Raw genomic sequence first — 12302 nt, forward strand, 5'->3', positions numbered from 1 at the left:
GAGTTGGATGCAGCAAGAAATCAATACACCACGGAAGAACAAAGCCATTTGGTATGCTGCCAATAACTTTGAAAATACGCCGAAGTTACTCGAATTAGCTCCCGTACTTAACATGTCTGCACTCATTATTTGGTGTGAAGAAGATCGAATTTTTCATGTCAGCGGCGCTGATTCGCTACATTCAGCATTGCCAAAATCGCAGCGAGAAATACTCAGCGGTTGTGGCCATGTACCAATGTTGGACGCACCTGAAATTGTAGCGGATATTTACCATGACTTTTTACTCAAGCAGTCTTAATGAAAAGCCTAGGAGACAACAATTCGTTGATGGCTTTCTATTAGAATGGTTCGTCTTGATCAATGGCTTTTCTAACCGAGTTTGGTCGTTATATTATCAATAAAAAAAGGGAGCGCTTTGTATAAACGAGCAATTTTTCTTCGTTCAATCTAAAGACACTGAAAAATCTTTTACCCATGTTATACCGAAGCCACTCAACAGTTCGTTACCAAGTTCTATGTCAGCAATATAAAGATTGCTGTAAATTAGTTGTTCAGTTATTGCATGTTACAAAAGTTAGCAACAGACCTTATTTATAGTTTAGAAAGATTACGAATAGTCATTTCAAACTCTTTTTTAAACCGCCTTGATAGCTTAAGAACTAAGCCATTTTTCAATGTGATTTTTGCATCACCAGAAGAAAGCTTTTCGATATGTTGAATCCACATTGTATTAACAATCTGAGAGCGATGAGTGCGAACGAAATGATAGTTTTGTGCTTTTTTTCAAAATCTGTCATTGTTATACGCATTGGGTAAACATCCTTTCCTATGTACAAATTTACGTAGTTGCCTGCAGATTCTGCCCATTGCACTTCATTTGTTTTGATTAGAAACTCTTTCCCTAACTTTTTTACTAGCAATATTTCTGGGAGCGATTGTTGTGTATCCGAATTGGTGCCAGAAGACTCATAGATGGGCTTAGTGTCACCCAACCATTGATTTAAAGCATAGCGGTAGACTTCAATGGCAACAACAAAGAATACAAAGCTCCATAGATCTTTTCGAAATTCGTAAAACAATTCAAATATTAGACTTTCTGTACTTGTCGCAAAGTCATATTCGAGAGCTGTGAAGCCATATGCAATCTCTCTCATAGCAACCATTAAACCAACATGTAATAGACAGAACACAACTGCCACAATGAAATATCTCAAACTGGAAACAAGAGGTCGCTGCCATTGCCAAGCGCAATGCTTAGTATAAATAGCTAACAATAGAATGAGTAACAAGGTTGAATAGGCACTTGAAAATTCCCAGACAACAGGTTCCCAAGAGTTGAATGCACTTTTGCTAGTGCGCATATCTTGCATAAGCACGGTCGATGCATTTATGAGTGCATTGATGGTGAAATATATTGACAACAGTACAAGTTCGACTGTTTTTTTATAGGATTGAAACCACAGTCTATTTAACATTACCCTTGTACTCTTGTCCCGTTAACTAACCGTTCGTCACTTTTTACTGTCAAAATACTCGCTAACTCATGATCAAGTAGTCATTTATTGTAAACATAAACAGGTGTTCCTTTAGACTAACAGCCAATGAAATCACAAAATACATTTATTGATGAACGTATACCCGCTGTAGATACATTACGAGTATGCGCGATATTAGTGCTCGTAGTATACCACCATGCGATGATTTACGTACCAGAATGGGACTTTCATTTTAAGATTGAAACCTATTGGACTAGCCTACAACACCTGATGCTCATTACCTCTCCATGGCGGATGGGCCTACTATGGCTAATATCTGGCATCGCTCTAAACTTTATGCTGAAAAAGATGAGTATTCCTTTTGCTATGATAAAAAGAAGCACACAACTGCTTTTTCCGTTGCTGATTGGCGTGCTAATAATTGTTCCTCCCCAATTATATGTAGAAATGGTGCAAGCCAATGCAATGCCATACAGTTATCTTCAATTTAAGTACGCCTTGTTCTTTGAACAAGCGGACACGTTTAAAAACTACACTGCTGGTATCTGGTAAGGCATCGATGTCAATCATTTGTGGTTTCTTCGATCACTTTGGCAATTCAGTTTACTATGTATTGTCATTTCTCCTATACTCGCTAGCAGCTTATGCATAAGAGTATTAACTTCAATAGCCAAAAAAACTTGGTTGCTCGTTTTAATAATTAGTATTTTGTGCGCGCTGATACAAGTCACTTTTTCGGGTGAATTAATCAGAGAGTCTTATGGCTTTATGTGGTTTTTCGTGGGATTTACTTTGGGGCGCTACACTGCGTTTTGGCACAAACTTTCAGAGCATGCAGTTTTACTGCTTTTATTATCTGTCTTAAGTATTTTAGCCATACAAGTAGGCTTCATAAGCGTTTGGAAAAATGACAATCCTCAGCATTGGGTAGCGCTACTTGCTGAATTTTCATATATTTTAAATCGGGCTGTCCTTCCTCTAGCGCTACTTGCAGTGTGCTACAGGTGGTTCAACCATAGTAATGCTAAAATAAGCAAACTTAACACCTTGGTGTTTCCCCTTTATATTATTCATCAAAGCGTTAGCGTTGTAGTGGCTTTTATATTATCCAAGCTACTGCCTGAAATCTCTGCTCTCCTACATGTATTTTTGAGTAGTTCGCTCGTGATTGCTTTGTGTATATGCATTGTGATAGTTGTTAATTACATTGAAATATTGCACCCTGCATTTGGAATCACAACAAAAAAAGCTCTTCAAGGATGCAACGATGTCAACTTGTCTTTATTTCACTTTGCTGCATACCAATTGGATTCGAGATTTTAATTTAGGGCTACGATTTTGGTGCTAGACTTCCTCTAAAGAACAAGAATTCATTCTTATCGTCATTAAGGTTAACATTTTTTAGTAATAAAAAACTGATAGCCAAATTCGCCAAGGTGAGACTTGAACAAATTCACTTCAGTCTGAATATCAATGACGGCTTGTGAGTTTTTCATTGTCGGCGCAAGTTCATACAAGCGCTGCTGAAGGGGCTCATAAAAGCTTTTCCAAGCTTGCTCTGAAACAGTAAATGATTGGATTAATTCATAGCCTGCCTCTTTAATTTGTGACTGACGCGTGTCAACCGTTTGTATATCAGGGTAATCACTCTTCCAATGCTTGATTGATTCGGTGCTAGGCTTATCGGTTAACCAAACTAAATCGCTAAATACAAGTATCCCTCTATCTCTTAGTAGAGGTTTCCATTTTGAAAGCGCTTTCTCAACTCCCATCACGTACGCCGATGCTTCCGCCCAAATAACATCAAATTTCTCAGCGCCAAAATCTAGTTCGGTCATACTGACGCATTTTGTAGATACCATGTGATTCAGGTCATACCGTTTGATTTTTTGCTCCAATTTGTTCAACGCTAACTGTTCATTATCTGTTGCAACAATCTCCGCTTTAGATAGGTTAGCAAGGACTATTGTAGAATTACCATTACCACAACCAACTTCTAAAATCCGTGCAGGACTAATATCGAGTAGATTAAATGCTTTGGTAGTATCTTCTTCACTGTTAGGTCCCCATAACTCAAGTGCTTCAAATACCCTCATAAAGTCTTGCATATATTTGTCATGTTCGTTCATATCTTTTGATAACCATTTAACTCTGAGGGCTTGTTTCTCGTCAAACCCTTGAACTTTTAACCAATCTATATGTGCATCAGGTGCGATTTCAGAAAGCGCTTCATGCCAAGGTTTACTTGTCTTTTCTCCCAGAAGAGAAGACAGCAAAGCTAGTGACTTTTCCTTTTGCTTTATCTCGGCCTCAAGCTCGTCATATCTTAATCGAAGCACAGACTTATCTAACTTACTTTCGAGACAAGATTTACATTCAGCTAACGTAAGCCCTCCATCCCGCAAGTGTTGAATCAAGCGAATTTGTTGTAAATCTCTATCGCTATATATTCGATAGCCATTTTCCAACCTATCCCCATTTATTAAATTGAGCTTTTCGTAATAAAGCAACGCCGTTCTTGATAAGCCAACCAGTGAAGCTAATTCAGAGATACGATACACATATAACTCCATACATTTGACATGCAATAATTAATGTAGACTATAAAGTAATAGACAGGTCAAGGGGTAATTTTAGGTAGATTAAAATCTATGTCGCTACACAGTCAAAGACCGCTTACTGCACAAACCTGATTTGCAATTCAATTTGAATTCAAACAAAAGCGCAAAACCAGCCGTTCGGGACTAAGATTTTAGTGAATGGTGAAATACTAATTTGTGACAGGATGTAGCAGTTTAATGAAAAAATTTCTCCGACGGTTGTGTACGTCTAGGCGTCGTTCAGATTTAAAGGATGGTGAGTTTCTATCTTTACATCAAAGCGGACGTGCAAGTAGGGCTCGTTTTAGCCTTTTCTCTGATTGATTGTTGAAGTAATTTACCAATAGGGATACAGTCAAAGGCTACGTGTAATAGAGCTTTGTCATCCATGGAAAGAATTAGTATCCGAATTACTCTTTTAACCTTAGTTTTACTCATCCTAGGTTGTACATCTAACGTTAATGTAAACAAGGATCAACCTCCATCAACGTTAAATGAGGCTGTTTCAAGACTTCTATCAACTCTTCCTCAAAAAGATTTAAACGTTATAAAAAGTGGGACAGAACAAGATTTGTATAGATACCATCATGGTTTTGGTACAGGCCTAAGGAATTCATGGGGCCTATGGTCAAATTCGAAACTTTCCATATGGTTTAACGATAAAGGTATTCACCACCCTGATGATATGAGCAGTATTATTATTAAGAGCTTATATCGTGAACTTAATGGCCTTCCGTGGGAGGTAGAAAAGCAAGTAGGAATTTATCAAGCATATTGGGATGAAGCTAAAGCGCTTCAAAAGCAAGAGGCATTGCTAGATATCGAAAGACAAATAAGGCGAAAAACAGCCATGTTGAACTGGAGGTGGAAGACAAACTCGGCTCCAGAGGCTCTATTGCCAAAACAGTCTGATAGTAAAGACGTTTGGGGGCTGGAGCCTTACGAAAATGGTTTTATTGCAACCTTGAAAGGCTGGAGAAAAGAGCCCAAAAGCGTTTGGCACGACGGAATATACTTCATCAATGTCAAATCAAAAAAACTAAAGCCAGTGACTGTTCAGGGTTGTCCAGAAATTCATGACGTTATTATTCGCGGAAAGATTGCCCATTGGCTTTGCAAAGATAATGACGACTGGACTCTTATCACAACTAAGCCTTCAACTACTTTCAAACGGCTAACTTTGAAATTGCCAACACAAGCCGAATGGTTGAGATTGGGTAAAAGTAATGATGGTTTACTAATTGTCTCACAAGATTCAATCTTTGAGCTTAAATTAGATAGATTGACTCAAATATACCAAGCCAAATCGAGTAGACGCCAATATCCAATATTCGATAGTGATGGCATTGGTAATCAAAAGGAAGATGATTTTTTCTTTCCAAAAAGAAGTGCCACACCACTCCTTTTTGATGGTGCAGTCTACTTTCAAGTTGAAGATTCAGGAAATGAAACAGACTTGTATCGGATAAAACTAACAGAACAAGAATTAGAAGGCTCCGATGATATTTTTGTTTATGACTATGTTGGGAGATGGTCCGTTCATGTGAGTAACATAGTAGCCGATAACGACGAAAAACTATGGATTGGCACTCCAAGAAACGGAACGTTGGTAAAGCTGACTAAAGGCAGCGAAACAAAGTTTGCGTCACTATTTAACAGTTTAACTCCATTAGAAGAGATAACAACTGACCATCAGACAGATTGGAAAGAGTTATTACCAACAGGGGCGATATTGATTTCTAATGAAAGAATGTATCTAGCATCTTCAAATGGCATTGTCTCAGTGAAGAATGGTGAAATTACACCGATAGTTTACTTTGTATATCCTAATGGAATGGAACGAACCCCTTATACTTCGAGTCCTCAATATGGATATCACATTAAGCCACAACGATTAGGCAAATTTGAAGATGGAAGCTTTGTAATTGGTGATCGATTTGATGGAGTGTACTTACTTTTGAAAAATGGAGAGTCTTTCGAATTTTTCTTACCCTTGATTTCAGAAGAGGCGCATCACATTGAGGATTATGAACAAGTAAATTAAAAACTTGCAGGGTACGCTAAGTCCACTACGGGTAAATATTTGTTGACCAAACTCTCTGAAATCGATTCACTCGAACGACCGCTTTCAGCACTTTTGCTATCATTTAAACATCCGAGTGAACGCTACACTTACACAACCTGTCCTGCGACCCAGCCGCTGGACCACGCCCATTGGAAATTATAGCCACCCAACCAACCGGTAACGTCAACTACTTCACCAATAAAATACAAACCTTTGTTATCTTTTGATTCCATAGTCTTTGATGACAAATAGTCGGTATTAACACCACCAAGTGTTACCTCTGCTGTGCGATAACCTTCTGTCCCATTTGGTTTGACTTGCCAATTAGTAAAGGCCTGAGCGGCTTCTTGCAATGCTTTAGCGTGATATTGCTTAAGCGGTTTATTTTCAAGGCCAAAATAATCAATTGCCGCCTGAATAAAGCGTTTGGGATAATGTTTAGACAAGGCCGTCGACATGTGAATGTCGGCTTGGCGTTTTTGCGTTTCCTGCAAATAATCAAGCAAATCGCCATTGGGAAAAAGGTCAAACTCCACAGCTTGTCCAAGGCTCCCAAAAAGAGCTTATTTGCAACACTGCTGGCCCACTTAAGCCTCGATGTGTGAATAAAATATTTTCATTAAAGCTAGTGTTATTGCAGCTAGCGCTTGCATCAACTGATATGCCACTTAGCTGCGCAATAACCGCCTTGTCTTGTTCGTGAAGGGTAAATGGAACCAAAGCTGCTCGTGTTGGTACCATGGGAATATTGAACTGCTCGGCAATTTGGTAACCAAATGGCGTCGCGCCCAGCTTTGGCATACTTAATCCACCCGTTGCAACAACCAAGGATTCACATTGGTAGTTGCCTTTAGATGTTTTCACAATATAACCAACGCTGTGTTTTTCAACCGTATATATCTCTGTTCGATTACTCACCACTACCTTGGCTTTATCGCACTCACTCATCAGCATATTTACGATGTCTTTAGCACTATCGTCACAAAATAGCTGCCCTAAGGTTTTTTCGTGATGGGGAATTTTATATTCGTTTACCAACGCAATAAAATCCCACTGCGTATAACGACTTAACGCCGATTTACAGAAGTGGGGATTTTGTGACAAAAACTGCTCTGGTGACGCATACATATTGGTGAAATTACATCGCCCGCCACCACTCATTAGGATCTTCCCGCCAAGTCGTTTAGCGTGATCAAGCACTTCAACATTTCGGCCTCTAAAGCCCGCTTGAGCCGCGCAAAACAATCCTGCGGCACCTGCGCCTAATACAAGTACATCTCGTTTTATGGTCGCCGGTGCATTAGAAGCCATATTGAAACTGACTTAAAGCTGAGCAAGCATTGTTTGTGCATCTGATACTTCGAACTTACTCAGGCGCTTCAACATTCAGTGATTTAATTACACCATCATCTACTAACATACTGTAGCGCTGCGATCTAAAACCACCAAAAGTGTCCGTTTCCATGCCTAGGCCCAGTGCTTTGGTAAATGAACCATTACCATCAGCTACCATACTTATGTGCTCTGCATTTTGAGATAACCCCCATGAATGCATAACAAACGCATCATTTACCGAAATACAAACGATACTATCTACGCCTTTTGCCTTTATCTTGTCTGCAAGGGCAACATAGCCTGTAGTAAATGAGCTTGAGAGCAGGTTGGAGTGTAAGCTCCTAGCACAGCAAACATTACTACTTTTTTGCCTTTAAATAGCTCTTCGCTTGTCGGATTTTTCATATCCGACCCATCAATCATACTCAGTGTTGCTGATGGGATACTTGCGCCGACTTCTATCATAATATTTCCTTACCTTAGGGTTATTTATAGCTTATGGTTGAGACATTAAATACACATCAAATCGATGCTTTTTTGATTTAATTGCCATACTTGGACGCAAGTCATGCACATTGTCTATACTTGGTGCACTTGCGGGTCTTTTTACTACGATACGTTTAGGCCGATAGTTTATAGCGGCATCCATTAATTCACGGCTATCTACATCTTCGCCTAGTAACATTTGAAACGCTCGCATCTCTTTTTTTACTAATGCGCTTTTCTTTTTGTGCGGAAACATAGGATCTAAATAGATCACATCAAAACGCGCATCTGTATTTTGTAAATAATCAATCGAGTCCTCGTTAACAAAGTTCATCGAATGATTCAATGTTGGCTCATTTTGGTCCATATTCCCTTTTTCAAAACGCCATAATGCGTCTTCTAACAGCGCTGCTATAAATGGATGACGTTCAAGCATTGTCACTTGCGCACCAACATTTGCCATTATGATGCTATCTACGCCCATACCCGCAGTACAATCTAATACCTTAAGCGTGCTTTTGCCTTTGATGCCAATCGCTTTGGCTATCGCTTCACTGCGCCCGCCACCGTGCTGTTTGCGGTAATTAATGGTATCGGAAAGAAAATCAACACTAATATCAGACCATGATGGTTCACTAGTAACGCGAAGAGACAATCCGTTTTGCGTATATACTAATATCCACCTTGCACTATTAAAAGTATTTTTGACCGCCCCCAAAGGGATAGTGTGTACTTGCAAACCAAGCCTTTGTGCTAACTTTTTCGCTCGTTCTTGAACAGAGATGCTGTCTAAGTCTTCTATAATAATTGCCGCATCTTCACGCATTAGAATACTCATCCTTGTTGGCTAACCACCGGCGAATGAGGGCTTTTGATTGTTCAGGATGGGCGCTCCACATTGTTTCAGCTAAGGCTTTAACTTGAGGAATAAGTGCTGCATCTCGCACTAAATCTGCAATTTTTAAGTCAGCGATACCGGTTTGTTTGGTGCCAAGTAGCTCTCCTGGGCCTCTAATTTCAAGATCTTTTTCGGCAATATAAAAACCATCGTTAGATTCGCGCAATACTCCTAAACGTTTACTTGCCGTTTTTGATAAAGGACTTTGGTACATCAACACGCAATGGCTTTCAACAGAGCCGCGCCCTACTCGACCCCGTAGCTGATGTAATTGAGCCAAGCCTAAGCGCTCTGGATTTTCAATGATCATTAAACTTGCATTAGGCACATCCACACCCACTTCTATCACGGTGGTTGCCACAAGCAAATCAATGCTCCCCGATTTAAATTCACTCATCAACCTTTGTTTTTCTGCCGGCTTTAAGCGACCATGAACCAATCCAATGGCTAATTCAGGAAGCAGTTCAGCAAGTGAGCTTGCTGTATCTTCAGCTGCTTGACACTGTAGCGCTTCAGACTCTTCAATTAACGTGCATACCCAATAAATTTGGCGTTTATCGCTCAGTGCGCTGTTTCGAACACGCTCAATAATATCATTACGTCTGCTGTCAGGTAGCACTACTGTTTTTACAGGCGTGCGCCCTGGTGGCAGTTCATCAATAATAGAGGTATCTAAGTCCGCATAGGCTGTCATCGCCAAAGTACGAGGTATAGGCGTTGCTGTCATAATCAATTGATGTGGGTATTTACCGGCGTGCTCACCCTTTTTGCGCAAAGCCAAGCGCTGGTGCACACCAAACCGATGTTGCTCATCTACAATCACCAAGGCAAGCTGGTGATAATTTACAGCTTCTTGAAATATTGCATGCGTACCCACTAACATATTAATCTGGCCATTTTGCAGCGCTTCAAGTGTTTCGTTTCGTACTTTGCCTTTAGTTTTACCTGCTAACCAACCCACTTTGATATCTAATGGCTCAAACCATTGCCTAAAATTATGTGCGTGTTGTTCTGCTAGCAATTCGGTAGGGGCCATCAACGCTACTTGCATACCTGCTTCAATAACAGGCAAAGCAGCTAATGCAGCAACAAGCGTCTTGCCCGAGCCCACATCTCCTTGCACCAATCTCATCATTGGTTGATGTAAACCAAGGTCATTGTGAATTTCGGTGACCACACGAGATTGTGCTTGGGTGGGTGAAAACGGTAAATTAGACAAAAATTTATCTATCAACAAATGACGGCTATCTACTCTAATACCAGGGTCTTGATTAGACTCACTGCGGACTTTCAACATTCCTAAATGATGCGCAAGCAACTCCTCTAATACCAGCCGAGTTTGAGCAGGATGCTGTCCTTCATCCATCATTTGCAAATCAATATCAGGAGGTGGTCGATGCACCAATTGTAGCGCCTGTTTTAGAGAAAGCTGCTGAGCATATAAACCTTCAGGTAGAAGGTCTGTCAATGCGCCCTTTTCAAGCTGTATCAAAGCCTGTTCGGTCAATTTGCGCAAGGTAAGTTGATTCACGCCATCGGTGGTTGGATAAACGGGTGTTAAGAACGCTTCGACTTCGACCTCAGCCTCAGGATCAATTATTTTATATTCCGGATGCATGATTTCCCATCCAGTGCCGCCAGAGCGAACCTCACCAAATGCTTTTACGGTATTTCCAGTTGAAAAACCATTAAGTTGGGCGGCAGAAAAGTGGAAAAAACGCAAAGTCAGTATATCGCTACCATCACTTACCTTTACAAGTAACATGCGCTTACGACCATATTTTATATCGGCACTCACAACCTTAGCGACGACGCTTGCGTGTATGCCGGTATATAAATCGGCTATTGGGTACACGCGAGTACGATCCTCATAGCGCAAAGGCAAATGAAACATCATATCTTGTAGATTTTGAATACCCAGTTTAGCGAGTTTTTCTGCAACTTTTGCCCCCACGCCCTTTAAGGTGGTGACCGAAGTATCAGCCAATGACAACATGCTGCCTGTGTTCCTGATTGCTTAGTCAATAAAGAGTAACAAAATCAGGGTTTTTCGCCAGCTGTAATCAAGATCAGAAAGACTTTTGTACCGAAAAACTGATAAATGCTGAACGAGGGGCGTCAGTACCGTCTATTTCGGCACTCTCACTGCTCCAACGTACATCTAGCTGAGCATGCTTGAACATGGTAAGTCCCAAGGAATAGTATGCCAGCTCAGTGCCGACAAGGTTTTTTGAGTAGCCAAGGCGCAGTTGTGGAATAAACCAATTATTAAATTGCGCCGTCATACCAATACTGGCCCACTGATACAAATCCCCAATTGGGTCATTCTTATCATTTAAATCAATCGCCCCACTCAAACTCCATACCGTTTTTTGACCAAACCATGCGCTAGCTTCAAGCGTTGCTTGTGCATTAGCAACATACACCTCGTTTGCGGAGATTCGCCCATCAGCAATAATATCTTGCGCAACAAAACAGTTATCAAGCGAGAGACCAACAAGATCTGCGCAATCTGACGCTAAACTACCATAATCGTATTCAGGCTCATTTATATCCTTAACACTAAACCCTAGCGAATACTGTGAAGCTGCCCAAAGCAATCCTAAATCAACACCAAGATTGACCGTCGCATTGGCGTTATTTTCATAATCATCTTGTATCGCATTTTCAATATTTTCACCATCTTCCAGACCCGCTAATGAAATTATGTTTTTTGAAAGGCTGTAACGATTCAAGCGAAATGTGGTACCAGCATATAAAAATGCGTCATCTAATTTATACACCGGTCGACTATATCCTGCAGCCACAGATACTAAACCAGCACCTTTAACGTAGCTGGCCGCTGATGTATTAATTTGAAAGGAATTATTAATAGCAATGATATCAATCTCATCATCTAAGACTGTGCTTCTAAGGCTACCACTGACATGCATATTGAAGCTAAATGTTCCGATTTCAGTACTTCTGTAAAACGCAGGCAATAGCGGAACGCCTGCACTACCAGTCGCTTTCACCATTCCATCAATTGCCGCTTGGCGCAAGAAAGGATCAAAGCGGTCTTTAGCATCAAGTGCATCTTGAGCACTTAAATCATCTTGCTCAAGGATATCAATTAGCTCGTCTAATTCATCAATCAAAGAATCTATTTTACCCACTTCATAACCGCCGGTGATGGGCGCTATGTAGTTCATTCTAAAGCCTTCATAAGTTCTTGAGAAATAAGCGGCTGAAGCAGGATTGTGCGCGGTTGAATAAGGATCGCTTATATAAGCGACACTACCACGGCTTAATGCACTGCCAGTATGCTGAAAAGGGTCATTTGCTAGTGCGTTTTCCAATATCGAAAAACAAAGCAGGGGCGAGAGTACAAGGCTTGCGGAAAGTCGCTTCAAAACATTATCCTATTATCTAAAAAGATGTAT

General features: G+C 40.5%; 10 protein-coding genes and 2 pseudogenes. 4 read left to right on the forward strand and 8 right to left on the reverse strand.

Annotated elements, in window-relative coordinates:
• Positions 1–7: 7 nt before the first annotated feature.
• Complete coding sequence (locus tag ACZ1G6_RS14845; RefSeq protein WP_472617003.1) at positions 8–298, forward strand: alpha/beta fold hydrolase; 291 nt, start codon at positions 8–10, stop codon at positions 296–298.
• A 293-nt stretch (positions 299–591) separates the two neighbouring features.
• Here ACZ1G6_RS14845 and ACZ1G6_RS14850 read toward each other — a convergent pair whose 3' ends face one another.
• Both ACZ1G6_RS14850 and ACZ1G6_RS14855 read right to left on the reverse strand, forming a co-directional pair.
• Complete coding sequence (locus tag ACZ1G6_RS14850; RefSeq protein WP_472617004.1) at positions 592–726, reverse strand: hypothetical protein; 135 nt, start codon at positions 724–726, stop codon at positions 592–594.
• Complete coding sequence (locus ACZ1G6_RS14855) at positions 672–1475, reverse strand: hypothetical protein (protein WP_472617005.1); 804 nt, start codon at positions 1473–1475, stop codon at positions 672–674. The genes ACZ1G6_RS14850 and ACZ1G6_RS14855 overlap by 55 nt, the downstream gene beginning before the upstream one ends.
• Positions 1476–1601: 126 nt before the next feature.
• Here ACZ1G6_RS14855 and ACZ1G6_RS14860 point away from each other — a divergent pair, with 126 nt between their 5' ends.
• The gene (locus ACZ1G6_RS14860; RefSeq protein WP_472617006.1) at positions 1602–2048 is read left to right on the forward strand and encodes a hypothetical protein; all 447 of its coding nucleotides are present in this window, start codon (positions 1602–1604) and stop codon (positions 2046–2048) included.
• A gap of 18 nt (positions 2049–2066) precedes the next feature.
• Positions 2067–2819 (forward strand): acyltransferase family protein, encoded by a 753-nt coding sequence (locus ACZ1G6_RS14865; protein ID WP_472617007.1) that lies wholly within the window; start codon positions 2067–2069, stop codon positions 2817–2819.
• 68 nt (positions 2820–2887) lie between these two features.
• Here the strand turns inward: ACZ1G6_RS14865 and ACZ1G6_RS14870 are convergent, their stop codons facing one another.
• On the reverse strand, positions 2888–4057 hold the full coding sequence (locus ACZ1G6_RS14870) for a MerR family transcriptional regulator (RefSeq protein ID WP_472617008.1): 1170 nt from the start codon (positions 4055–4057) through the stop codon (positions 2888–2890).
• A gap of 427 nt (positions 4058–4484) precedes the next feature.
• On the opposite strand from ACZ1G6_RS14870, the gene ACZ1G6_RS14875 reads away from it, so the two are divergent.
• A complete protein-coding gene (locus ACZ1G6_RS14875) occupies positions 4485–6140 on the forward strand; it encodes a DUF6794 domain-containing protein (protein ID WP_472617009.1) in 1656 nt (551 codons plus the stop codon).
• Positions 6141–6268: 128 nt separating this feature from the next.
• On the opposite strand, the pseudogene ACZ1G6_RS14880 reads toward ACZ1G6_RS14875, so the two are convergent.
• The 5 genes and pseudogenes from ACZ1G6_RS14880 to traF form a co-directional block, all read right to left on the reverse strand.
• A pseudogene (locus tag ACZ1G6_RS14880) lies at positions 6269–7472 on the reverse strand (BaiN/RdsA family NAD(P)/FAD-dependent oxidoreductase).
• Positions 7473–7484: 12 nt separating this feature from the next.
• A pseudogene (locus ACZ1G6_RS14885) lies at positions 7485–7961 on the reverse strand (redoxin family protein).
• Between the two features lie 31 nt (positions 7962–7992).
• Positions 7993–8808: a class I SAM-dependent methyltransferase gene (locus tag ACZ1G6_RS14890; RefSeq protein WP_472617010.1), complete on the reverse strand. Its 816-nt coding sequence runs from the start codon at positions 8806–8808 to the stop codon at positions 7993–7995.
• The gene (gene recG / locus ACZ1G6_RS14895) at positions 8801–10876 is read right to left on the reverse strand and encodes an ATP-dependent DNA helicase RecG (RefSeq protein WP_472617011.1); all 2076 of its coding nucleotides are present in this window, start codon (positions 10874–10876) and stop codon (positions 8801–8803) included. The genes ACZ1G6_RS14890 and recG overlap by 8 nt, the downstream gene beginning before the upstream one ends.
• A gap of 73 nt (positions 10877–10949) precedes the next feature.
• Positions 10950–12272 (reverse strand): conjugal transfer protein TraF, encoded by a 1323-nt coding sequence (gene traF / locus ACZ1G6_RS14900; RefSeq protein ID WP_472617012.1) that lies wholly within the window; start codon positions 12270–12272, stop codon positions 10950–10952.
• Positions 12273–12302: the final 30 nt, after the last annotated feature.

Source organism: Glaciecola sp. HA4-3 (assembly GCF_055693685.1).